The 22,743-nt window shown below is 60.4% G+C and carries 19 protein-coding genes and 1 pseudogene; 9 read left to right on the top strand and 11 right to left on the bottom strand.

What is annotated here, in order from left to right:
- Positions 1–84 precede the first annotated feature (84 nt).
- A complete protein-coding gene (locus GYM67_RS06350; RefSeq protein ID WP_220236116.1) occupies positions 85–2,241 on the top strand; it encodes an LTA synthase family protein in 2,157 nt (718 codons plus the stop codon).
- Here GYM67_RS06350 and purD read toward each other — a convergent pair.
- The 6 genes from purD to purT form a co-directional block, all read right to left on the bottom strand.
- Positions 2,238–3,509 (bottom strand): phosphoribosylamine--glycine ligase, encoded by a 1,272-nt coding sequence (gene purD, locus GYM67_RS06345; RefSeq protein WP_220236115.1) that lies wholly within the window; start codon positions 3,507–3,509, stop codon positions 2,238–2,240. The two genes, GYM67_RS06350 and purD, sit on opposite strands and share 4 nt — an antisense overlap.
- Positions 3,510–3,524: 15 nt before the next feature.
- On the bottom strand, positions 3,525–4,577 hold the full coding sequence (purM, locus tag GYM67_RS06340; protein WP_220236114.1) for a phosphoribosylformylglycinamidine cyclo-ligase: 1,053 nt from the start codon (positions 4,575–4,577) through the stop codon (positions 3,525–3,527).
- Positions 4,578–4,622: 45 nt separating this feature from the next.
- Complete coding sequence (purF, locus tag GYM67_RS06335; RefSeq protein WP_220236113.1) at positions 4,623–6,128, bottom strand: amidophosphoribosyltransferase; 1,506 nt, start codon at positions 6,126–6,128, stop codon at positions 4,623–4,625.
- Positions 6,129–6,145: 17 nt separating this feature from the next.
- Positions 6,146–9,925: a phosphoribosylformylglycinamidine synthase gene (locus GYM67_RS06330; protein WP_220236112.1), complete on the bottom strand. Its 3,780-nt coding sequence runs from the start codon at positions 9,923–9,925 to the stop codon at positions 6,146–6,148.
- 79 nt (positions 9,926–10,004) lie between these two features.
- A complete protein-coding gene (gene purC, locus GYM67_RS06325) occupies positions 10,005–10,757 on the bottom strand; it encodes a phosphoribosylaminoimidazolesuccinocarboxamide synthase (protein WP_220236111.1) in 753 nt (250 codons plus the stop codon).
- Between the two features lie 77 nt (positions 10,758–10,834).
- A complete protein-coding gene (gene purT / locus GYM67_RS06320) occupies positions 10,835–12,142 on the bottom strand; it encodes a formate-dependent phosphoribosylglycinamide formyltransferase (RefSeq protein ID WP_220236110.1) in 1,308 nt (435 codons plus the stop codon).
- Between the two features lie 114 nt (positions 12,143–12,256).
- Between purT and GYM67_RS06315 the strand changes: the two genes are divergently transcribed.
- The 5 genes from GYM67_RS06315 (at position 12,257) to GYM67_RS06295 (ending at position 17,031) form a co-directional block, all read left to right on the top strand.
- A complete protein-coding gene (locus tag GYM67_RS06315) occupies positions 12,257–13,309 on the top strand; it encodes a methionine ABC transporter ATP-binding protein (protein ID WP_220236109.1) in 1,053 nt (350 codons plus the stop codon).
- Positions 13,306–13,986 carry a methionine ABC transporter permease gene (locus GYM67_RS06310; RefSeq protein WP_144085182.1) on the top strand — a complete coding sequence of 227 codons (681 nt, stop codon included), beginning with the start codon at positions 13,306–13,308 and terminating at the stop codon, positions 13,984–13,986. The genes GYM67_RS06315 and GYM67_RS06310 overlap by 4 nt, the downstream gene beginning before the upstream one ends.
- A 25-nt stretch (positions 13,987–14,011) precedes the next feature.
- Positions 14,012–14,893, top strand: coding sequence for a MetQ/NlpA family ABC transporter substrate-binding protein (locus GYM67_RS06305; protein WP_220236108.1), 882 nt, complete (start codon positions 14,012–14,014; stop codon positions 14,891–14,893).
- A 33-nt stretch (positions 14,894–14,926) separates the two neighbouring features.
- Entirely contained in the window at positions 14,927–15,790 is an 864-nt protein-coding gene (locus tag GYM67_RS06300; protein WP_220236107.1) for a MetQ/NlpA family ABC transporter substrate-binding protein, read from the top strand.
- A gap of 77 nt (positions 15,791–15,867) precedes the next feature.
- Positions 15,868–17,031, top strand: a complete 1,164-nt coding sequence (locus GYM67_RS06295; protein ID WP_220236106.1) for a glycosyltransferase — start codon at positions 15,868–15,870, stop codon at positions 17,029–17,031.
- On the opposite strand, the gene GYM67_RS06290 is transcribed toward GYM67_RS06295, so the two are convergent.
- Positions 17,028–17,774, bottom strand: a complete 747-nt coding sequence (locus GYM67_RS06290; RefSeq protein ID WP_220236105.1) for an ABC transporter permease — start codon at positions 17,772–17,774, stop codon at positions 17,028–17,030. The genes GYM67_RS06295 and GYM67_RS06290 overlap by 4 nt on opposite strands.
- Positions 17,771–18,703 carry an ABC transporter ATP-binding protein gene (locus GYM67_RS06285; RefSeq protein WP_220236104.1) on the bottom strand — a complete coding sequence of 311 codons (933 nt, stop codon included), beginning with the start codon at positions 18,701–18,703 and terminating at the stop codon, positions 17,771–17,773. The genes GYM67_RS06290 and GYM67_RS06285 overlap by 4 nt, the downstream gene beginning before the upstream one ends.
- A gap of 156 nt (positions 18,704–18,859) precedes the next feature.
- On the opposite strand from GYM67_RS06285, the gene GYM67_RS06280 reads away from it, so the two are divergent.
- From GYM67_RS06280 to GYM67_RS06270, 3 genes are read left to right on the top strand one after another with little or no spacing between them, the layout of a single operon-like run.
- A complete protein-coding gene (locus GYM67_RS06280) occupies positions 18,860–19,000 on the top strand; it encodes a hypothetical protein (protein WP_220236103.1) in 141 nt (46 codons plus the stop codon).
- An 11-nt stretch (positions 19,001–19,011) separates the two neighbouring features.
- On the top strand, positions 19,012–19,551 hold the full coding sequence (locus GYM67_RS06275; protein ID WP_220236102.1) for a response regulator transcription factor: 540 nt from the start codon (positions 19,012–19,014) through the stop codon (positions 19,549–19,551).
- Positions 19,552–19,611: 60 nt separating this feature from the next.
- A complete protein-coding gene (locus tag GYM67_RS06270; protein ID WP_220236101.1) occupies positions 19,612–20,517 on the top strand; it encodes a sensor histidine kinase in 906 nt (301 codons plus the stop codon).
- Between the two features lie 175 nt (positions 20,518–20,692).
- On the opposite strand, the gene GYM67_RS09280 is transcribed toward GYM67_RS06270, so the two are convergent.
- The 3 genes and pseudogenes from GYM67_RS09280 to GYM67_RS06260 all read right to left on the bottom strand — a co-directional run bounded on the left by GYM67_RS09280 (position 20,693) and on the right by GYM67_RS06260 (position 22,686).
- Complete coding sequence (locus GYM67_RS09280; RefSeq protein ID WP_258561459.1) at positions 20,693–20,824, bottom strand: hypothetical protein; 132 nt, start codon at positions 20,822–20,824, stop codon at positions 20,693–20,695.
- A gap of 326 nt (positions 20,825–21,150) precedes the next feature.
- Positions 21,151–21,393: an alcohol dehydrogenase catalytic domain-containing protein gene (locus tag GYM67_RS06265; protein ID WP_220236100.1), complete on the bottom strand. Its 243-nt coding sequence runs from the start codon at positions 21,391–21,393 to the stop codon at positions 21,151–21,153.
- 267 nt (positions 21,394–21,660) lie between these two features.
- A pseudogene (locus GYM67_RS06260) lies at positions 21,661–22,686 on the bottom strand (threonine aldolase family protein).
- Positions 22,687–22,743: the final 57 nt, after the last annotated feature.

Raw genomic sequence — 22,743 nt, 5'->3', positions numbered from 1 at the left:
GGGCCTTGTCGTCCTTGATGGGAACAATGGCACAGGTATCGGTAAAGGCCCACAGGGCCCAGTCGCCAAAGTCAGGAGCAAGCGGTGAAGGATCGTAAGCGTCAGCCCGGCCGGTGGACATTCTGGATGCAGAACATGACCGGACGTCTTCAGGTGCGTGGGTGGGTCTACCTCCTCGCCTTCATCCTGATTGACTTCCTGTCAGTGGGCATCCTGCAGTGGGGGGTCTCCCTGAACAGCTCCCGCGTAGAGCTGTCCAACCCGCTGATCGGCTTCTGGGGCTTCATCTCGGCCATGTGGACCCAGCGTCGGTTCGTCCTGTTGCTCAATATGCTGGCTGTAGGCCTGGTCTACCTGGCTCTGGCTTATTTGACCAATCGCTTCTGGGTGGCATCAGGGTTGATCCTGGCCATCTGCGCGGTCATTGCGACCATCGAGCGTTTCAAGGTGCGCGCCCGCTACGAGGCCGTCCTGCCCTCTGATCTGGATTTCCTTCATGCCGATGCGGCCAACCTAGTCTCCTTCCTGCCGGCCCGGTCCCTGATCATGATCGGGCTGGGGGTTGTTGCCTTGATTGTTCTCGGATTGATCTGCTGGGTGGCGACACGGATGGATGCCCGTCGTGGCCGCCCGATAGCCACAGGCAACAAGCCTCTAGGCGCTGGACTGCGTACGGCAGGTGTCCTGGTCCCCGTCCTAGTGGTGGCGCTCTTCATGTCCACTGTGGGCACTTACGGCAGCCTCGCCTACCGCTTCTCGCAGTTCATGGGCGACAAGCCCTCCATGTGGGACTCGGTCTATGATGCCCAGCGCAACGGAGTCTTCGTGTCCTTTTCCCGGCAGCTGCGACCCAAGGTCATGGACCAGCCAGCTGGCTACAGCCGTGCCACCATGCAGTCTCTGGCACACCGTTACCAGCTTTCGGCGGACCGCATCAACCGTGACCGCAAATCCTATATGAATGAGTCGAGCCTGGTCTACATCCTCTCCGAGTCATTCTCGGATCCCACGCGGGTGCCGGGCGTCGCGCTCAACCAGGATCCCATGCCCCATATCAGATCCATCAAGGAGGGTACCACCAGCGGGCTCATGCTCTCCTCCGGCTACGGCGGGGGTACGGCCAATCTGGAGTTCCAGGCCATGACCGGTCTGTCCATGGCCAACTTTGATCCCTCGCTGACCTCCCCCTACCAGCAGGTCATCCCTCATCTGAATTGGATACCCACGGTCAATCAGGCCTGGGGGTCGCCATCCAAGTCCCTGGCCTTCCACCCCTATGAGTCCTCCATGTACTCCAGGGCCGAGAACTACAAGAAGTTCGGCTTCTCGCACTTCTACTCGCTGACAGGCCCAGATCAGATAGCCCACCAGGACCGCATCGACCGCAGCCAGTATGTGAGTGATCGCTCCGCTTACGACTCCGCCCTAGAGCAGATGGGCGACGAGAAGGGCAACCAGTTCGTCGAGGTCATCACCATGCAGAACCATATGCCCTACAACGACTGGTATGACGACAACAGCTTCTCGGTCAGCTCCTCCAACCCCAACATGCCTCTTGGCGACGATGAGATGCAATCCATTCGCACCTATGCCAAGGGGGTCAGTCTGACCGATCAGGCCACTGCTGATTACCTGAACAGCCTGGATTCCCAGAGCAAGCCGGTAACCGTGGTCTTCTACGGGGACCACCTGCCCGGCATCTATGGCACGGCCAGCTGGGACGAGCGCAACTCCCTGGCCCTGCATCTGACCGACTACTTCATCTGGTCCAACAAGGCCTCGGACTCCTCGGGATCGCAGGTCAGCAACAGCGCCTATTCTTCGCCCAACTTCTTCCAGGCCCAGGCGGCCGAGCACATGGGCGCCAAGGTCTCGCCCTTCACGGCCTTCCTGACCGAGCTCCACGAAAAGATCAGCGCCATTGAGCCTCCGGTGGCCAACCAGATCCAGGACTGGAACAGGATCCCTGCGGGGCAGACCAACTATCTGGATGCCCAGGGCCAGCCCATGAACGCCCGTGACTTCGACCGGGCCACCCGGCAGCTCCTGAATGACTACAAACTGATCCAGTACGACATCATGGCAGGCAAACGCTACCTGCAGGGAACCGGCTTCAACGCCACTCCCACCCGCCGTTCGGATGCCGCCCGGCAGAAGGCTGAAATGGAGCGTCAGGCCAAGCAGGCCAAGGAGCAAAGCCAGGATAAGGACAGCGAGAACTCTACCAGCTCGGCCAATTAGGCTTCCAGGCCGCGGTGGCCGATGTCGTGCCGATAGAAGAGGCCTGGCATCGACAATCCGTCCAGACGTTCATAGACCCGACGGGTTGCCTGGGCCAAGTCGTCGCCTTGGGCCACGACCAAGGCGGCCCTTCCCGAGGAGGATGTCAGACCGGTTGAAGCCGAGCCGGACACTCCGGCGTAGTAGGCTCTGAGGTTCTGCTCCGGAGCGATCAAGGGCACGGGCACCCCGGTCTTGGGATTGCCGGGATAGCCCTGTGCTGCCAGGACCACCCCTAAGCGGCTGTGGGAGTCATCCCAGGTGAATTGCGGCTCCCCGCCCTCCAGCAGTGTGCGGATGGCTGTGCCCAGGTCGCTGGTCAAGGCAGGCAGCACTACTTCGGTTTCCGGGTCCCCCAGTCGCGCATTGAATTCGATGACTTCAGGGCCCTTGTCAGTGACCATCAATCCCGTGTACAGAACACCGGTGAATGGACTGCCTTCCTGCGCCAGTGCACGGACGGTGGGCGCGACGATGGTATCCAGGGCCTTTTGGGTCAGTTCCGGGCCGAACTGCGGAAGAGGGGAGTAGGCCCCCATGCCGCCGGTGTTGGGACCCCGATCCCCGTCATATGCGGGCTTGTGGTCCTGAGACAGTGGCATGGGCCAGAACTGATCACCCCGGACGAAACACATGAGCGAGCACTCCTGACCCACCAGCTGATTCTCGATGACCACCTGGGCTCCGGCCTGCCCGAACTTATGATCGATGAAGATGGCATCCAGGGCCTGCATGGCCTGGTCAAGATCGGCCGCCACCGTCACCCCCTTGCCGGATGCCAGCCCGTCAGCCTTGATGACCACTGGTGCGCCGTGCGAGCGCACATAGGTCCTGGCCGACTCAAGGTCATGGAAGACTGCATAATCAGCGGTCGGGATTCCATGCCTGCGCATCAGGTCCTTGGCAAAGCCCTTGGATCCTTCGATTCGGGCCGCAGCCTTGCCGGGTCCAAAGGCGGGGATGCCGGCAGCCTGCAGTTCGTCAACCAATCCAGCCGTCAGAGGAGCCTCGGGTCCAATGAAGACCCAGTCGATTCCCAGCTCGTGTATAGCAGCGACCAGTTTTTCAGGTTGCGAGGAATCCTCTTGCAACAGGCTGATGCCGTCCGGCTCCATGCCCGGATTGCCCGGGGCGCACCAGACCCGATCCACTCCTGCCCCGGACAACAGGGTGGTGGCGATAACGTGTTCCCTGGCTCCTGACCCGATGACCAGTACCTTGTCCGCCATGATGGGCTCCTCTCGCTATTGCTGACGGCCGTTTTCGTTAAGGATGACCTGCTGGCCGTCTTGAGCGCCCGTCACCTGTCCGATCAGGGTGCAGGGCTCCTGCTCCTCGTCCAAGATTGTGCGTGCCTGGTCCAGCTGATCAGGGGAAACGACCAGAACCATCCCAATGCCCATGTTGAAGATGTTGTACATCTCCAAATGGTCGACCCTGCCCATTTCTTCAATCATCGTGAAGATGGGCGGCACCTTCCAGGCCTCAAGGTTGAAGCTGGCAGCCAGACCCTCTGGCAAAATCCGGGGCACCTTCTCCACGAAGCCGCCTCCGGTGATGTGTGCCGCGCCTCTGAGCAGGCCGGAGGCGAAGAGCGGGCGTAGGGCCTTGACATAGATGCGGGTGGGCGTCAGCAGTTCCTCTCCCAGGGACCGTCCGCCAAGCTGATAGGGACGATCCTCCAGCTTCATGCCCCCCTGGTCCAGTAAGACCTGACGAATCAGGGAGAATCCGTTGGAGTGGACGCCCGAGGAGGGCAGGCCGATCAGCTGGTCGCCCTCTTTGATGGTCGAACCGTCAACCAGGGACTCCCGTTCGACCACACCCACGGTGAATCCGGCCAGGTCGTACTCGTCAGGCTGGTACATGTCGGGCATCTCAGCGGTCTCCCCGCCTACCAGGGCGGCCCCGGCTTGGACGCAGCCGTCGGCCACGCCCTTGACCACCTGCTCCAGCAGAGCCGGGTCATTGTGTCCGCAGGCGATGTAATCTAGGAAGATCAGAGGCTCGGCCCCCTGGGCGATGATGTCATTGACGCACATGGCCACGCAGTCCTGGCCGATGGTGTCATGGCGGCCGGCTTCCCGGGCCACCATCAGCTTGGTGCCTACGCCGTCAGTGCCTGAGACCAGGACCGGGTGGCGGTAATTGAGCGCAGACAGGTCGAAGTCGCCGCCGAAGCCGCCAATGTCACCGGCGCCCGGCCTATGGGTCCTGGCCGTGTGCGAGCGGATTCTGTCAATCAGCTGGTATCCGGCCTCTACCGATACTCCAGCCTGCTCATATGCCTTCGGCATGCATGCCCCTTTCTCTGCTCGGTCTGTCCTGCTCTTCGCTGGTGTTCATTGGTTGGCTTCCTGCCTAGACCTTGCGGGCATGTCGAGCCCGTAGGATCCCTTAGACGCTTCCAGCCGGGCCCGGTCCTCCTGGGTCAACGAGGCCAGGAAGCCCTGCTCGTAGTCGTCAAGCCGGGTGGGATAGTCTCCGTTGAAGTAGGCCACGCAGAGCCCCTGGTAGGGTGCATCACGCCCCAGGCCGATGGAATCCACCAGACCGTCCAGACTCAGGTAGGCCAGGGAATCGGCCTCAATGGCTTCCCTGATTTGCTCCACGGACTTCTTGGCGGCGATCAGTTCGGACGTCCGTTGGATGTCAATGCCGTAGTAGCAGGGGTAGCGCAGGGGCGGGGAGGCGATGCGCATATGCACCTCGCTCGCCCCGGCCTCCCGGAGCAGGCGGACGATTCTGCGCGAGGTTGTGCCCCGGACGATGGAATCGTCGATGACCACCACCCGCTTGCCGGCTACGACGCCGCGCACAGCGGCCAGCTTCATTCTGACACCCTGTTCGCGCATGGTCTGGCTGGGCTGGATGAAGGTGCGTGCCACATACTGGTTCTTGATCAGCCCCATCTCGTTGGGCAGTCCGGCCGCCTCGGCATAGCCGGAGGCTGCGGACAGGGAGGAGTTGGGCACCCCGATGACCATGTCGGCGTCCACCGGGGCCTCGCGGGCCAGTCTGGCCCCCATCCTCTTGCGGGCCGAGTGGACGTTGACCCCATAAATATTGGAGTCAGGTCTGGCGAAGTAGATGAACTCCATGGAGCAGATGGACAGGCAGGTCTGATCGGTATAGCGTTCGATGCTGTAGCCCGAACCATCCACACGGACAATTTCGCCGGGGCCGATGTCCCGCACCAGCCTGGCGCCGACCAGGTCCAGGGCGCAGGTCTCGGAGGCCAGGACGTAGGCCCCTCCCGGCAGCCGGCCCAGGGAGAGGGGGCGGAAGCCGTTGGGATCCATGGCTCCGATCATGGCGTCCTCGGTCATGAGCAGGTAGGCGAAGCCGCCATGGACTTGGCGCAGAGCCTGCTTGAGCGCCGCCATGAAGTCCTTTTCGGGGCTGCGGCGGATCAGGTGCATGAGCACCTCGGTGTCGGAGTTGGAGTGGAAGATGGCCCCCTGATCCTCTAGTTGCGCCTTGAGGCTGTTGCAGTTGGTCAGGTTGCCGTTGTGAGCCAGTGCTATATCCCCGTCATGGAAGCGGAAGACGAAGGGCTGGATGTTCTCGATGGACCCTGAACCAGTCGTGGCGTAGCGGACATGGCCGATGGCCCTGTCCCCGGTCAGCGGCGTCAGGCTGGAGTCGTCCGGGAATATCTGAGTGAGCAGGCCCAGGCCCCGTCTTCCGATCAGGTGCCCCTGGTCGTTGGAAACGATGCCGGCACCCTCCTGGCCGCGGTGCTGCAGGGCGTGCAGGCCGAAGTAGGTCAGCCGGGCGGCATCGGGTTGTCCCCAGACCCCGAAAATCCCGCACTCCTCGTGGATGCCTTCAAGCTCCAACGACATGGTCCATGTCCTTTCCCCTAGGCGGCAAAGTAGTCCACTCCCGACTGGAAGAGTGGCTGCGTGCGGTTTTCGGGCACGTTGAGATACAGGTCGGGGCCGCTGCGTTCCGTGTGGCCCATCTTGCCTAGCACCCGGCCGTCCGGACTGGTGATGGCCTCGACGGCCATGTCGGATCCATTGGGGTTGACCAGCGGATCCATGGAGGGGCGGCCCTGCTCATCTACATACTGGGCGGCCACCTGTCCTCGGTCGATCAGGGCGCGCAGGAGGCCAGGCTCGGCTACGAATCGCCCTTCGCCGTGGCTGACGGGCATGGTGTGGATATCGCCCACCCGGCAGGCGCTCAGCCAGGGGGAGCGTGTGGAGCTGATCCGGGTGTGGACCAGACGGCTCTGATGACGGCCGATGGCGTTGACAGCCAGGGTGGGATCCTCAGGCGAGCCGGTGACGATTTTTCCATAGGGGACCATGCCCAGCTTGATCAGCGCCTGGAATCCGTTGCAGACGCCCAGAATCAGCCCGTCCCGGTCCTGCAAAAGCTCCTGGAGGGCATCGGCAACCTGGTTCGAGCGCAGGAAGCATGCCACCAGTTTGGCCGAACCGTCGGGTTCGTCGCCGCCGGAGAAGCCTCCGGGCAGCATCAGTATCTGGCTGTTGCGGATGGCCTGGGCCAGGCGGCGGGAGCTCTCGGCTACGTCCTCGGCGTTCAGGTTGCGGATGACCACGGTATCCACCTGGGCTCCAGCATCCCGGAAGGCCCGCGCAGAGTCGAACTCGCAGTTGGTGCCGGGGAAGACGGGCATGACCACCCTGGGTCGGGCGGTCTTGGAAGTTCCCTTGGTCCTGCGCGCTGCAGGCCTGCCGGGCTCACGGTCGGTGCGGCCGATGGTTGGCACCGGATCGCCTTGGCCGCGGTATGGGAAGATGGTTTCCAAACCTTCGGCACGGATCTCCTCAAGCTTGGACAGGTCCAGATCCTCGCTGCCGCAGCGAAGGCGATAGTCCTCGCAGGTGTGCCCTAGCAGGTGCAAATGCAGGCGGGAATTCTGAATGAACAGGGGCTCCGGACCAGAGGCCTCCAGAATGAAGCTTCCATAGGCGGGGCGGAAGAGCGCCGATAAAGCAGTGCCTGACGCCAGGTCCAGCCCGATTCTGTTGCCTAGGCACATCTCCATCAGGGACTGGGCGATGCATCCGTAGCCCGGAGTGGCTGCGGCATCCACCAGGTCCTGGCTGATCAGCGCCTCCGCCTGGTCCATGACGGTCCGCAGGCTCTCCGGATCGGGCAGCAATCCGTCCTCCTGGTAGTCGGGCGCCAAGAGATAGACCTGACGGTCCGTTGCCTTGAATTCGGGGGAGACCGCATCCTTGGCTCGTCCCAGGGCTACAGCAAAGCTGATCAGGGTGGGCGGCACATCCAGGCCCTCGAAGCTGCCGGACATGGAGTCCTTGCCGCCTATGGCACCCACGGAAAGATCCAGCTGGGCCTGGAGAGCTCCCAGGACGCCGGCTGCCGGCAGACCCCAGCGCCGGGGGTCGTCGCCGGGCTTGGGGTAGTACTCCTGCAGGCTCAGGTGGGACCGGGAACGGCTGAAGCCAGAGGCCACCAGCTTGCCCAGGCTCTCGACCACGGCCAGGTAGGCACCGGTGTAAGGGTCCTGGCTGCTGATCCAGGGGTTGAATCCCCAGGCCATGGCCGAGACGGTGGTGGTGTGCCCATCCACCGGCAGCTTGGCCACCATGGCCTGGGCCGGTGTCAGCTGTCGGGCTCCGCCGAAGGGCATGAGAACGGTGCCTGCGCCGATTGTGGAGTCGAACTGCTCGGCCAAACCCTGCTGGGAGCAGACATTGATGTCAGCAAGGAGGGACCTCATGCGCGCGTCCAGGCTGCCCTGGACCTCAAAGGGGGCATGGTAGGGAGCTGGAACCGCTACCTGGGCATCGGCCGTATGAGGGGCGCCGTTGGAGGCCAGGAAGGACCGGGGGATGTCCACGATGGTCTCTGATCGCCAGGTCATCCGCAGCCGGGGTTCCTCGGTGACTTCGGCGATGACAGTGGCCTCGAGGTCCTCCTGCCGGGCGCAGTTGATGAAGGCGGGCGCGTCTTCTGCAGCCAGGGCCACGGCCATGCGCTCCTGGCTCTCGGAAATGGCGATTTCGGTCCCGTCCAACCCCTGGTACTTGAGCGGCACCCGGTCCAGGTCCACATTCAGCCCGTCCGCCAGCTCGCCCACGGCCACGGCTACACCGCCGGCTCCAAAGTCGTTGCAGCGCTCAATCAGCCTGGCTGCCTCCGGGCGGCGGAAAAGGCGCTGGAGTTTGCGTTCCTCAGGTGCATCTCCCTTCTGCACCTCGGCTCCGCAACGTTCCAGGCTCTCTTCATTCTGGGACTTGGAAGCTCCGGTGGCGCCGCCGATCCCATCACGGCCGGTCCTGCCGCCCACCAGAATGATCAGATCACCGGGTGCGGGCCGACGACGGATCACGTGGTCGGCCGGGGTGGCGGCCACCACAGCGCCCACCTCCATCCGCTTGGCCGCATAGCCTGGGTGATAGATTTCTCGAACCTGCCCGGTGGCCAGCCCTATCTGGTTGCCATAGGAGGAGTAACCATCGGCAGCCTGACGGACGATCCGGCTCTGAGGCAGCTTGCCCGGCAGGGTTTGATTCAGGGGCTGACGAGGATCCGCCGCCCCACTGACTCTCATGGCCTGATAGACGTAGCCTCTTGCGGACAGGGGATCACGGATGGCTCCGCCGATGCAGGTGGCGGCACCGCCGAAGGGCTCGATCTCGGTGGGATGGTTATGGGTTTCGTTTTTGAAGAGGAAGAGCCAATCTTGATCCTGGCCATCCACGTCGACCTTGGTCCGGATAGTGCAGGCGTTGACCTCTTCGGACTGGTCCACGTCGCTCAGGATGCCATGCTTCTGCAGGTACTTGGCTCCGATGGTGGCCATGTCCATCAGGCATTCAGGTCGGTTCTGACGGCCCAGCTCTCCTCGCATTATCCGATATCGTTCCAGCGTGGTCCGTACTCGTGGGTTGTCCGCCTCGATCCGCTCCAGCCTGGTATTGAAGGTGGTGTGCCGGCAGTGGTCCGACCAGTAGGTGTCTATCACCTTGAGCTCGGTCAGGGTGGGGTCGCGCTTTTCTTGGCGGTAGTGGTCCCGGCAGAAACGGGCGTCCGGCAGATCCATGGCCAGGTCCAGCTTGTCAATCAGCGCTTCAAGTTCAGGATCATCCAGATCGCGGAACCCGTCCAATGCGGGCACTGGATCCGGATCCTCATCCGGCATGGCCAGGGTCTTGGGCTGCTCCAGACTTACCAACCGTGAGTCGACCGGGTTGACCAGGTAATTGCGGATGGCCTCGATCTGCTCGGCATTCAAATCGCCCTGGAGCAGGTAGACGGTGGCCGTGGCCACCAGGGGGCGGGCGCCCTGGCCGACCAGCTGAACACACTGGGCTGCAGAGTCGGCTCGCTGATCGAACTGACCGGGCAGGGGAGCCACGGCAAAGAGCATAGGGGAGTCCAGCGGCGGCATGTCCGCGTAGCCCTTCATGCGCAGGGCCTGCTTCAGCCGGGTGGTCACCAGATCGGTCTGGGGCTGGGCGAAGACCGTGGGCAGGCAGCGCTTGAAGAGGTCTTCGTCAATTCCCTCCAGATCGTAACGGTTGATCACGCGCAGGCCGGTTAGCCCTTGCACGCCCGGCAGGGTGCGAAGCTGTTCGGCAAGCCTCTCGGCGGCCTGGTCGAAGCCCCGTTTTTTCTCGGTATAGACACGGAAGAGCACGATGGATCCTTTCGTGATGGATTGGTTAGGGACCAATGAAAAACCCGGAGGCGATAAGCTCGCTTCCGGGTCGATCGATTCAGCCGTTCGATTGGCTTTCGCGCTCCTCCAATTCGGTCAGCCCATCCAAAATGGTTTGATAAGCAGGAATGATGCTGCCCAGGTCCCTGCGGAAGATGTCCTTGTCCAGGTGGGTGACCTGGCCGTTCTGATTATTGCCGATTGCCCAGAGCCGACAGGTGTCGGGGGTGATCTCGTCGCCGAGAAGGATGATGCCCGATTCGGTCTTGCCCATTTCGATCTTGAAATCCACCAGCTCTACGTTGATGGCGTGGAAGATGTCGGTCAGCGCCCCGTTGATCTCCCTGGTCTTTGCGGCGACGATGTCCAGGTCCTGCTCGGTAGCCAGCCCCAGGGCCAGAATGTCATCCCGGTTGATAAATGGATCATCCAGGGGATCGGACTTGTAGAAGAACTCCAGCACCGGCTGCTTCAAGGCGGTGCCTTCCGCAACCCCGTACCGCTGGGCGAAAGAGCCTGCGGCCCGGTTGCGCATGACGACCTCCAAGGGGAACATGTCCAGCCGGCGATTGAGTTGTTCGGTATCCGAGATGCTGCGTACGAAGTGGCTGGGGATGCCCCGGCGTGCCAGCAGGGAGAATATCACCGTGGTGATCCTGTTGTTCAGTCTGGCCTTGCCTTCGATATTGGCCTTCTTGGCTCCGTTCCCCGCCGTGGCCTGATCGGTGTACTCAACCCAGAGCATGTTCGGATCATCCGTTTCGTACAGTTTTTTGGCCTTGCCTTGATAGCGCATCCCCAACTTTTCCACGGTTCGCCTTCCTCGAGTTTGTTGCGAATTGGAAACATCTGCACTTCTTGGGACATGACCACCATAGCAAGCCCGAGTTACATCTCCGAGCCCACCTGAGGTTTCAGATCGCCGGCCACGGCTTCGGCCCGTTCTTGGGCAGTCTGCAGGTCAGGACCCTGGGCCAGGGCCACGCCCATGCGGCGCAGACCAAGCACTTCTGGTTTGGAGAAGATGCGCAGATCGGTGCCTGGGTGGTCCAGGGCCTGCGGCAGACCTTGGAAACTGACAGGTCCCTGGCCCCTGACCAGGATGGGTCGGCTGACCGCGTAGGCGCCCTCCTGCAGACTCAGGGCCAGATCCTCCTGATGGACGGGAATGCCCAGGATGGCCCGGGCGTGAAGGTCGAACTCGGTCAGGCGTTGGGAGATCATAGTCACCATGCCGGTGTCATGGGGGCGCGGGGCCACCTCGTTGAAGAGCAGCGAGCCATCGCGCAGAACGAAAATCTCCACTCCGTAGACCCCCCACCCGGTCTCCCCGCTTTGACATGCCAGGGAGGTCATGGCATGAACCAGCCTGGTGGCCATGCTCCGGGCCTGCTGCAAGATGTCAGGATTCAGCTCCGCCGGTTGCCAGGAGAGCCGGTAGTCGCCGTTCTCCTGCCGCTGGCCGATGGGCGTGCAGGTGGCCACGCCGGCGGAGGAAGCCACGGTCAGAACGGTCAGCTCATGCGCTAGGGGGGCCAGAGCCTCCACAATGATCTCGGCCTCGCCCTGATGCCTGATGGCTGCCCGGCCCTGGGTCAGTGCCGAATTCCAGGCTTGAGACAAACCTTCCCTGCTTCGCACCAGGGTCTGTCCGTGTCCGGAGGAGCTCATCAGAGGTTTGACCATGCAGGGGTAGCCCACTTGGTCCGCCGCCCTGGCCAGCTCTTCGGGGGAGCTGGCGAACTGATAGGGGGTAGTGGGCAGACCTACCTGCTCGTGGGCGAAGACGCGCAGGGCCCTGCGGTCCATGCACATGGCCGCCAGGGGTGCGGCAGGCACTACCTGGATGCCCCGGGCTGCGGCGCCGGCCAGACGGTCAGTGGCGATGGCCTCGACTTCTGGCACGATCAGATCGGGCTTGACCATTTCGATCAGGTCCTCAAGAGCCTGGGGGTCACTCATCCTCACCTGGTAGCCGACATGGGCCACCTGGGTGGCCGGTGCGCCAGGGTAGGAGTCCGCCGCACCTACCCAGGCCCCCAGTCGCATCAGGCTCATGGCGATCTCGCGGCCGAGTTCGCCGGCCCCTAGGAGAAGGACTCGTGTGGGTCTTGGCCCCAGAGGAGAGCCGAACGACCGCTTCCCTGGATCGATAGTGTTGATAATCCGTTGCTGACCGGATGCGCGCATACTCATATTCTGTCACCGACTATCGATACATGCCTATAAACGACATCTATAGAGGCCTTCTTGTCCACTGGCCGCCGGGACGATTACCATGTCAGGCAGTCGACCAGGGAAGGCGGGAACGTGAGCGAGCGGATACCGGCGGTGCGGATGGAGCACCTGACCAAGACCTATCACAGCGACGACGACGAAGACAAGACGGCACTGGCCGACATCGATCTGACTGTCGAGACTGGAGATATTTTTGGCATCATCGGACTGAGCGGGGCTGGCAAGTCCACCCTGGTCCGCTGCATCAACGGGCTGGAGGATTATGACTCGGGCAGCGTCAAGGTCCGGGGTCGCGAGGTCAAGTATCTGGCTCCGGCCGAGCTCAGGGACTTGAGGCGTCGTACGGGCATGATCTTCCAGCACTTCAACCTGATGCCATCCAGGACGGTGGCCGATAATGTGGGCCTTCCTCTGCGGGGGAGCAGCCGCGACCGTGCATCTCGACGGGCCCGGGTATCCGAGCTTCTGGAATTGGTAGGGCTGACTGAGCTGGCCGACCACTATCCCGCCGAACTCTCCGGTGGCCAGCAGCAGCGCGTGGCCATCGCCCGAGCACTGGCCAACGAGCCGGATATCCTGCTCAGCGATGAGGCCACCAGCGCACTGGATCCGACCACCACGCGCTCCATTCTTCAGCTGCTCCGTGATCTGCACGACCAGCTGGGCATCACCGTGGTCATGATCACCCACGAGATGTCGGTTATCCGGCAGATCTGCAACCGGGTGGCAGTCATCGATCAGGGCGTCATTGTGGAGCAGGGCCGGGTCTTCGACGTCTTTGCAGATCCCAAGGCCCAGCTGACCAAGTCTTTCGTGGCCACCACATCCAACCTGGAAAAGGTCAAGGATCTGATGGCCGCCGATTCGCCCCTGGTGGCCCTGGAGCCCGGGCAGATCCTCATGCGCATGTCCTATGTCTCCAAGGAGGTCTCCGAGGCTTTGGTCTCCACCATCAGCCGTCGCTACAACCTGGACGTCAACATCATCTTCGGCGACATCGATGTGGTGGAGGGAGCACCCCTGGGGGGTCTGGTGGTCAGGATGGGCGGCGAACCGGAAAATATCCGTCGGGCCATGGGATACCTGCGCTCGCGCAACATCGGAATCGAGGTCCTCAAATCATGACGTCCCTGCTCACCACCTGGTTCCCCAACGTCATGAGCCGATTGCCTGAGTTCTTCAGCAGCATGGTTCAGACCTTGGTCATGGTCGGCGTCTCAGGGGTGATCTCCTTCCTGCTGGCTCTGGTCATCGGGGTGGGGCTGATCATCAGCCGACGTGATGGCATCCGTCACAACGGCCTGGTGTTCACCATTCTGGACAAGCTGATTGACCTCTTCCGCTCCATTCCCTTCATTATTCTGGCGGCCGCTCTGGTGCCGGTGACCAGAATGCTCATGGGTACGGCCATCGGGCCTAAAGGGGCAATTTTCCCGCTGGTCGTGGGCATCACGCCTTTCTTCTCCCGGCAGATCGAGTCGGCCCTGGCCGGTTTGGACCCTGGGTATGTCGAGGCGGCGGAGTCCATGGGCATGACCACCTGGCAGATCATCTGGCACGTCTACCTGCGTGAGGGCATCCCCTCCATCATCCGGGTGACCACCATTACCATCGTCAGCCTGGTGGGCGAGACCGCCACCGTGGGCATTGTGGGTGGTGGCGGGTTGGGCGACTTCGCCATCCGTCTGGGCTACCAGCGGTCCATGAACGACGTGACCATCGCCACCATCATTGTGCTGGTCATCTTCATCGCCCTGATCGAACTGTTCGGCCGGCTTCTGGCCGAGGTCGTCGAACACTGAGCAACCCGGGAAAGGTCAGATTATTGTGGTCGGTCGTAATCGCGTCGGCAAAAAGAACCGAGCCAAGGTCCAGCTGGCGGCGCTCAGCCTGGTCATCGTCCTCCTGCTAGCGCTGGTGGTCGGTACCGATGTCCGTCTGAACCAGGTGGGTGCCGATGTCAAGGTCGTCAAGGTCGGCGTCATTGGCAGTTCGGACGATCAGATTTGGAAGGCTGTCCAGGCAGAGCTGGATCGGCGGGGTGAACGCATCAGGATCGAGCTCAAGCCTTTCCAGGACGCCATCTATGTCAACCAGGCCACAGCCAACCGCGAGGTGGACTTCAACGCCGCCCAGCATTACGCCTACCTGGAGGACGATGTGAAAACCAACCACTACCAGCTGGCTGTGCTTGGCAATACCTACATCTCGCCCATGAACCTCTACTCGCAGCGCTATGCCAAGCCTTCGCAGTTCCAAGACGGCGACCGGGTGGCCATTCCCAACAACGCCACCAATATGGGCCGGGCCTTGAAGGTCCTGGCCGACGCCAAGCTGATCGGTCTGCGCGACCCCAAGGCCACCAACCCGTTGCCCGAGGACGTAGTGGACAACCCCAAGCATCTACGCATCGAGCAGGTGGATCCGGCTGGCATCCTCAACCTGCTGCCCGACTATGCGGGCGGGGTCACCAACGCCAACTTCGTGGTCGATGCAGGTCGCAGTGTGCATGATGCCATCCACGAGGTTCCCTACGATCTCCAGAACCCGGCCAACAAGCCTTACGTCAACATCATCGTCACCACCAAGGATCAGCGGAATAACCCCACCTACGCCGCAGTGGTGCGAGCCTACCATTCCAAGCCCGTGGCCGACACCATCGTCCATGTCTACAAGGGCGCCTGCCTGCCGGCTTTCAAGGTTTCCTGATGCGATAGGTTCAACAAATGAAGGAGGACGGATATGAGCACCAGAAGAACCAGGGCCAAGCGAGAGCTGGCAGCTGTCTCGGTCGTCATCCTGGTGGTCGCCGTCCTGATGGGAGTGGCCTATGTCAGGGTCAACCAGCCCGATCGCGGCCAGCGGGAGATCAGCATCGGCCTGGTGGGCGATGCTGATGAGGAGATCTGGAAGGCCGTTCAGCACCAACTGGACCAGCGCCGGGTCGGCATAAAAATCAAGCTCCGCTCCTTCCAATATGGGCGTTACGCCAATCAGGCACTGTCCAACGGGGAGATTGACCTGAATGCCTTCCAGCACTATGCCTTTCTGGAGCAGGAGTCCAAGCAGCACGGGTACCGGTTCGCAGCCATTGGCGACACCTACATCTCACCCCTCAACCTCTACTCAAAGAAGTACCGGAGCGTTGACCAGATAGGCTATGGTGACCGTTTGGCAATACCCAGCGATCCTATCGACTTGGGCCGCTCCCTGAAGGTGCTTGCCAGCGCCGGGCTGATCGGTCTGCGAGACCCCAAGGCCACCACGCCGGTTCCCGAAGATATCGTAGACAACCCGCGTGGGCTGGTCCTGGATCAGGTCGATCCACCGGGGATCGTCAAGGTCCTGCCCGACTATGCGGCTGGAATCACCAACACCAATTTCATCCTGGATGCTGGCATGAAGATCCAGGATGCCATCTACCAGGTGCCCGGCGATCTCAAATCGCCAGCCAATCATCCCTATGTCAACATCATCGTGGCCAGACAGGCTGACAAAAATGACCCCGACTACAAGGCTCTGGTCTCCGCCTACCATAGTCGCTATGTGGCTGATGCCATCAACCGCTACTACCGTGGGGCGGCCGTCCCGGCCTTCTCCTACTAATAGTGGGTGCAATCGGGTGGTCGCCCTGTCCTGGTTCGACCCAAGTCTGCAACAGTTGAACAGCGGAGGGAACGTTGATGAGGGATCATGATCGCCTGACGCTGGCCCTGGTCCTGGATTCCTTCGGCAACAGGGGCAATGGGACCTCCAACTCCGCCATCCAATACGCCCAGGGTCTGGAAGCGCTGGGGCACCAGGTCCGTCTGGTGGGGGTAGGCTCGACCGACTATCCGGCGCGGGTGCATCGAATTCCTCTAGTCTCTCATGTGGCGGCCAGACAGCAGATGAGCTTCGCTCGTGCTGATCCGGCACTTTTCCGAAGGGCCTTTGCCGGTGTGGATCTGGTCCATATTTACGAACCCTTCGCCTTCGGCCGTGCCGCCCTGGCACAGGCCAGGTCCATGGGCATACCGGTGACTGCCGGGTTTCACATTCAGCCTGAGAACATCACCTATTCAGCTGGTCCATTGCGCTACCTGCCCGGGGTGGATGCGGCCATCTACCGGCTCTTTCGATTCTGGCTCTACGATCACGTCAGGCACATCCACGTTCCTACCCAGCTGACGGCTGACCTCTTGCGCTCGCATGGGTACAAGGCCCACCTGCATGTCATATCCAACGGCTACCAGCCCAGGTTCAACCCCGGTGACCGATATGAGCGGGGCCGATACGAGCGGCAGCGACCCGACCGGCTGATCCAAGTCGTGGCCTCTGGCAGGCTGGCCCGGGAAAAGGACCATCTGACTCTGATCCGTGCTCTGGCCCTGTGCAGGAACAGACGCAGAATCAGCCTGACCATAGCTGGCACAGGTCCCATGGAGCGCCGCCTGAAGGCGGAGGCCGCCAGGCAGCTGAACGGCACGCAGGTCTCGATTGGATTCCATCACAACACGACCATGCCTGATCTGCTCAGACAGGCCGATCTACTGGTCCATCCCTCCATCGCGGACCTGGAATCGGTCAGCGTCCTAGAGGGGATGGCCTGCGGCGCAGTCCCGGTAATAGCACAATCCGACCTGAGCGCCGCCGGCCATTTCGCTCTGGTTGAGCACTCGCTCTTCCCGGTCGGCAAGGCCCAGGCACTGGCTGCGCAAGTTGACTGGTGGATAGACCATCCTGATGCACTTGCGGTCTGGTCCAGACGCTACGCCGAACATGCCAAGGAGCATTATTCCCTGGATGCTTCCGTCAGAGCCTTTGCCAAGATGGTCATGCAGGTCGCCAAGCCTGATCTGGCTTAGATCTCCTTCTTGGATATGATCAGAGCCGACCCGATGATGGCCACCAGGACCACGCCCACGGATACGCCGACATAGATCCAAACCTGATCTGCCTTCAGAGTGTCCAGAACAATCTGTTGGCCGAACCCGACGAAGTCGAAGTATCGCAGCCATTTCCATTTCGCCGTGAACTCTATGAGGCCGATTAGCACGGGCCATATCACGATCACCACCGCTGGAATGACTATGGATTGGGTAAGGATGAACAGGACGATGCCCAGGCTGATGATGACGGAGATGCAGAAGCTGACCGATAGGGTCATGACGGCCACATCCTTGTACAAGATGCCCCAGCCGACTCCGGGCTTCCTTCCAAGGGCCAGTCCGGTCAGCAGGATGATGTCAATCAGGATGGTCGTGTACTTGCCTAAGATGAATTGCATGCGCGAGATGCCCGAGGTCAATGTGTTCTTCAGGGTGTGCTGGCTGTACTCCGAACCAATGACGATAACGAAGACTGCGATATAAAAGTAGATCAGGGACGTGGCGGAGGCGACACCAGCTTGCAGGCCTGTCCTGATGGTCCAGCTCTGGCCTTGGATTTCCGAAAGTTTATGAGCGTATTCTTCCCCGCCCGTGCTGATGCCCACAGTGTTCTTGCTCCAGGTGGTCCCGATGCCGAGGGCCACAGTGGCAATCAGCAGAAGCAGCATGCCGATGGAGTGTCGCTGCCTATAAAAGTCGGCCCTGATCTGGTTAATCATTGTTGCCTCCTCGACTCTTGAGGGTCCTTATTCAGCAGATCTGCGAAATATCCCTCTAACGATCCCTTCTGCTGGCTGATTTGATTGACCAGGATGCCTTTCTGAACCAGAAGACTGTTGATGGGGCCCGGTTCCAGATTCCCTTGCCTGATCAGAATCTGATGGTCATCAAGGACTTGAAGGGAGCCGATTCCCTGGCGATCCATGATCGTGGCGGTTTTGGAGCTCTGGTCCACGTCGATCAACAGTCCATTCTGATTGATCCGATCCAGTTCGTCCTTGTCTGCCTCCTTGATCAGGCGGCCGTGGCTGATGAACCCGAACCGGGAGGAGACCAGGTAGAGTTCGCTCAGAATGTGGCTGGAGATGAGAATGGTCGTCTGGCGCTCCTTATTGAGCTTTCCCAGAAGTGTCCTGAATTCGATGATTCCTGCCGGGTCCAGGCCGTTGATGGGCTCGTCCAGGATCAGGAAATCGGGCCGGGTGGGGATGGCCATGGCCAACCCAAGGCGCTGACGCTGACCAAGAGAGAGGTGAGCGGCCCGAGTCTTGGCCTTCTCGCCCAGACCAACGAAGTCGATGGCCTGGGAGATGGCCTTGTCGTCGGCCAGCCCGTGCTGGATGGCTGTCAGTTTCTTGTTCTGGCTGACGGTCAGTTTTTTGAAGGCGGCCGGAGCCTCAATGATTGAGCCTATTCTGCTCAGAATGCGCCTGTTCTTGCCAATTGTGCGCCCCATCAGCCTTATGGTTCCCTTCTGCATGGGGGAGAGTCCAGTTATCAGACGCATCAGGGTGGTTTTGCCAGCACCGTTCTCGCCGATCAACCCGTAGATCTCACCCCTGTTTATGGAAAGGCTGAGATCCTCTAGTGCCTGGAAGCGGCCGAACCGTTTGCTGACATGGCTAATATCCAGAATGGTATCGTCCATGGAGTTCCTTTCTTGTGTCGCTATTAGAGAATCTAAAATGCCTTTCTTAAGTGCTTGGCAAAGAAATCATTAAGAATTACATAAATCCGATTGGACGAGACTGGCATTGTGAGACGGCTTCAGTAACATGAGTGTGACCCGTGAAAGGAAGAAAGCATGCCTACGGTTCTGGTCGTGGAGGATCAGGAGGACATCCAGTCCCTGCTCAAGGATGTGCTGGGCGAGATCTATCGGATCATCCAGGTGACCACAGGCGGCGAGGCTTTGCTCGCTTCCAGCAGGAGGAACCCGACCTGATCCTTCTGGATATGATGCTTCCTGTAATCACCGGGGACAGCGTCCTCAAGGCCATTCGACGCATGTCTTCGGTGCCGTTCATCATCCTTACGGCCATCCAGGATAAGACCAGGACCGTCAGCCTCTTGGAGCAGGGCGCCAATGATTATGTGACCAAGCCTTTCGACATCGACGAGCTTCGCGCTCGCGTCCGGGTTCAGCTGCGCCAATCCGTGGCACTGAAAGCGGATGCGGATACAGCAGGTGAATCTGACGCCAGGATTTGTTTCGAGGGGATCGAGCTGGACCGGATGGAGCACACGGTCAGCGTTGATGGGCACAGGGTCGATCTGGCTCGCAAAGAATTCGCCATCCTTGAGCTTCTGATGGACCATCCGCATCGGGTTTTCGAGAAGGAGGACCTCTACAGGCAGGTTTGGAACCAGCCATACATCAATGCCGAGAATACTCTCAATGTGCACCTGAGCACCTTGCGGACCAGTCTTAACAAATATGCTGGAAGCCAGCGCTACATCGTGTCGGTCTGGGGTATCGGCGTTCACCTGGTCTGAATTCGGGTGGAAATCAGGACGATGAATGACGACGAATAAGGGGTCATCGGAGGTGAATCCGTGAAGGTGGTTGCACTTGTTCTGGGTCTTGTCGCCCTAGCATTGGCGATTAAACTGATACTGCTGATTGTCGACCTCAAACGAATCAGCAGTGATCTGGATTTCATCAACCATGCGGACTCCAATGCCCTAGTAACAACTGGGGCCAATATCGGACTCATCCGCACTCTGGCGAATAGGATCAACGCCATTCTGAACAAAAACAAGCGGCTGCAGATCACCCAGGCTGAGCAGAATAAACAGGTCCGACAGATGCTGACCAATCTGACCCATGACATCAAGACCCCTCTGATCGTGGCTAGGGGATACGCCCAACTGCTCAAAGAGGAATCGGACGACCAGGAGCAGCTGGACAAGATTCTCAACAACCTGCAGTCAGTGGATCACTATCTGCATTACCTGATGGATTTCAATCTGATTCAAGAGAAGAGCGTGAGTCTGGATTTGAGTAGGGTGAACCTGTCGGCCCTGGTTCAGCAGGAGCTCTTCAACGCCTTCGATTCTTTGACCGCACAGTCGGTCACGGTGGAGCTCAGGATCCAAGCTGGTGTGGAAATAACGACGGACCAGACCATGATGAGTCGGGTAATCCAGAATCTGATTGGCAACTGGCTCAAGTATGCGGAGGAATCAGCCTGGGTGGACCTGCACCAGGGCGAAGATGGGCGGGTTCATCTGGACTTCGGCAACAAAACCAGGGACGGAGCCGTCGATGTAGACAGGCTGATGGAACGGTTCCAGACCGAGGACCAATCACGGACCAAGATCAGAAGCACAGGTCTGGGTCTGAGCATCGTTGATTCCCTGGTGGATTCGCTCGGCGGTTCAATAAGGCTGGAATCCGCCAACGGTATTTTCTCGATCCACTTGCTGTTGAGTGATGCTTCGCAATCGAACGAACTGTAAACAATGCGGGTTTGATCCCCTCGGTTGGATGCTATGCCCTGTTACGGTCCTTGTGAAAAGACCATGACAGGCCATCAAGTGCAGGCAGGCGGAAAATGGTGTCAGGACACAAATCTGACCATGCTTGAATCCGACCGACAGGCGATCCGCTTTCTCACCTACGCGCTAGGGAAGATCAGGTGTTGGTGTGCGGGACTACAACAGCCCTGGCAGAGAGCTTGTTGTCGACCAGCTTGTGGCGGGCATTGAGGGCGTTGTCCAGCGCATAGGTTTCGATCTCAGCCTCGATCTGGCTGTTGCGATACATGTTGGCAGGGCGTGAAGAATCTGAATGGCGCTCTGGACCGGTCCGCCCAGGCCAATGACCAGAGCGTGCTTTCCGCCGTCGTTCAGATGAGGCATGGCAGCCCGGATCGTGGTAGGGGGTCAGGGCAGCGTCAGCTAGGAGGGGGGGCCAATTAGATCCGTATTGCCCAGCGGCGCCAGGTTGCGGGCCAGGACGGTCATGTATTCTGCCATGCCGCCGTCGCGACCCAGACCCAAGGCCTGGGATTTATTGGTTACGGAGCTGGAGCATTAGCTCTCTTGGCCGGCCAAGCAGTCAGGGTAGTGGCCGCATCCGGATCACCCTTCTTAAAGCCCGTGACATCGGGGGACCGCCTTTTCGACCCAGCCGGTGGTCTCATGCCACAGAATAATCGGCGGTTTGGTGCGGCTCCAGGTTTCCGGCGTGCAGTCCTGGACGACGGATACATCGGAATGGCAGCAACCTGCCCCAGCAACCTTGAGCAGAACCCCGCCGCTCCCAGGGGTCGGCTCCGGCACTTCCTTGCGGGTGGGGAAGGTGTTGAATTGTTCGAAAACAATGGCTTTCATAAGCTCCCTTTCATCATTGAAGCATTTCCGTTCCTATGCTCAGGGCGGGGAGTGTGCGCATCAGCATCGTTGCAATAAAAATCCTGCTGAACGCCAGCTTTCACTCATCCCGAAAGAGTGTGATATGTCCAACAATGTGGGATTGTTCGTGTCTACAGAGCGGATGAAAAAGTTCACGTATATATGAGTATCCCTCCCCTGAGGATGACCGGCAGGGAAGGGGTGGCGGGATGGCCTTGGTTTGCTCTGATTTAGCTTGAGCGGCTTTTACAGCAGATTGGTCAGAGCCTGGGTGTCCTCGACTGTCGTCGCCCAGGAGGTGGCCAGTCGGATCACGGTGTGGGTTGCATCGCTGCGTTCCCAGAAGTCGAAGGCGACCTGCTTGGACAGCTCCTCCATGCGCTCATTGTCCAGACAGATGAAGGTTTGGTTGGTTGGGGAATCCATAACAATCTGATACCCCTTCTCACGCAGGGCCTCTTTGATCATCGCTGCTGTCTGGATGGCGCTTCGACTGATGCGCAGGTAGAGGTCATCGGTGAAAAGAGCGTCGAACTGCACTCCCAAGAGCCTTCCCTTGGCCAGAAGGGCCCCCCTTCTTTTGATCATGGTGCTGAAATGTTCGGGAGCATTCCCCCTGGGGAAGATCACCGCTTCGCCGCAGAGCGCGCCCACCTTGGTTCCTCCGATGTAGAAGATATCGCAGAGACGGGCTATGTCCGCCAGATCGACATCGATTCCTGGGGCCACTAGTCCATATCCCAGCCTGGCCCCGTCCAGGTAGAGCGGGATCTTGTATTTCCGACAGGTCTGCGAGAGATCTTCCAGCTCCTGGCGGCTGTAGAGGGTCCCATACTCGGTGGGATGGGAGATGTAAACCATGCCGGGGAAGACCATCTGCTCATGGTTTCCGTCGGCGTAGAAGCCATCAAGGAAGGCGTTAAGATCTCCTGCGCGAATTTTGCCCTATTTGCTGGGGATGGTGAGGACTTTGTGGCCTATGGCTTCAATGGCACCGGCCTCGTGGACGTTGACATGGCCAGTATCCGCAGCGACCACCCCCTGGTAGGACTTCAGCAGGCAGGAGGTGACGACCTGATTGGTCTGAGTCCCTCCGGCCATGAAATAAACCTGGGCCTGGGGACAGTCACAGGCTTGAGCGATCTTCTGTGCGGCGGAAAAGCTGTACCGATCCTTGCCGTAGCCGGGAAGGTGCTCCATGTTGGTGTCGATTAGCCGTTGCAGGACTGCGGGGTGGGCGCCCTCGGAATAGTCGTTGACGAATGACAGCATGCGGGTCCTTCCTGTTCGACGATAATCGGCCCCGGATCAGCCAAACCGATCTGGAGC

The sequence above is a fragment of the Bifidobacterium asteroides genome (assembly GCF_019469425.1).
GTDB lineage: Bacteria > Actinomycetota > Actinomycetes > Actinomycetales > Bifidobacteriaceae > Bombiscardovia > Bombiscardovia asteroides_I.
The sequence above is the reverse complement of the archived record's forward strand: the minus strand, read 5'-3'. Positions and strand labels throughout refer to the sequence as shown.

Coding starts and splice junctions, on each gene's coding strand:
- purD (WP_220236115.1), bottom strand. CDS start 3,509: ATGGCGGACAAGGTACTGGTCATCGGGTCAGGAGCCAGGGAACACGTT.
- purM (WP_220236114.1), bottom strand. CDS start 4,577: ATGCCGAAGGCATATGAGCAGGCTGGAGTATCGGTAGAGGCCGGATAC.
- purF (WP_220236113.1), bottom strand. CDS start 6,128: ATGTCGTTGGAGCTTGAAGGCATCCACGAGGAGTGCGGGATTTTCGGG.
- purT (WP_220236110.1), bottom strand. CDS start 12,142: ATGAGTATGCGCGCATCCGGTCAGCAACGGATTATCAACACTATCGAT.
- GYM67_RS06310 (WP_144085182.1), top strand. CDS start 13,306: ATGACGTCCCTGCTCACCACCTGGTTCCCCAACGTCATGAGCCGATTG.
- GYM67_RS06300 (WP_220236107.1), top strand. CDS start 14,927: ATGAGCACCAGAAGAACCAGGGCCAAGCGAGAGCTGGCAGCTGTCTCG.
- GYM67_RS06295 (WP_220236106.1), top strand. CDS start 15,868: ATGAGGGATCATGATCGCCTGACGCTGGCCCTGGTCCTGGATTCCTTC.
- GYM67_RS06290 (WP_220236105.1), bottom strand. CDS start 17,774: ATGATTAACCAGATCAGGGCCGACTTTTATAGGCAGCGACACTCCATC.
- GYM67_RS06285 (WP_220236104.1), bottom strand. CDS start 18,703: ATGGACGATACCATTCTGGATATTAGCCATGTCAGCAAACGGTTCGGC.
- GYM67_RS06280 (WP_220236103.1), top strand. CDS start 18,860: ATGCCTACGGTTCTGGTCGTGGAGGATCAGGAGGACATCCAGTCCCTG.
- GYM67_RS06275 (WP_220236102.1), top strand. CDS start 19,012: ATGATGCTTCCTGTAATCACCGGGGACAGCGTCCTCAAGGCCATTCGA.
- GYM67_RS09280 (WP_258561459.1), bottom strand. CDS start 20,824: ATGTATCGCAACAGCCAGATCGAGGCTGAGATCGAAACCTATGCGCTG.
- GYM67_RS06265 (WP_220236100.1), bottom strand. CDS start 21,393: ATGAAAGCCATTGTTTTCGAACAATTCAACACCTTCCCCACCCGCAAG.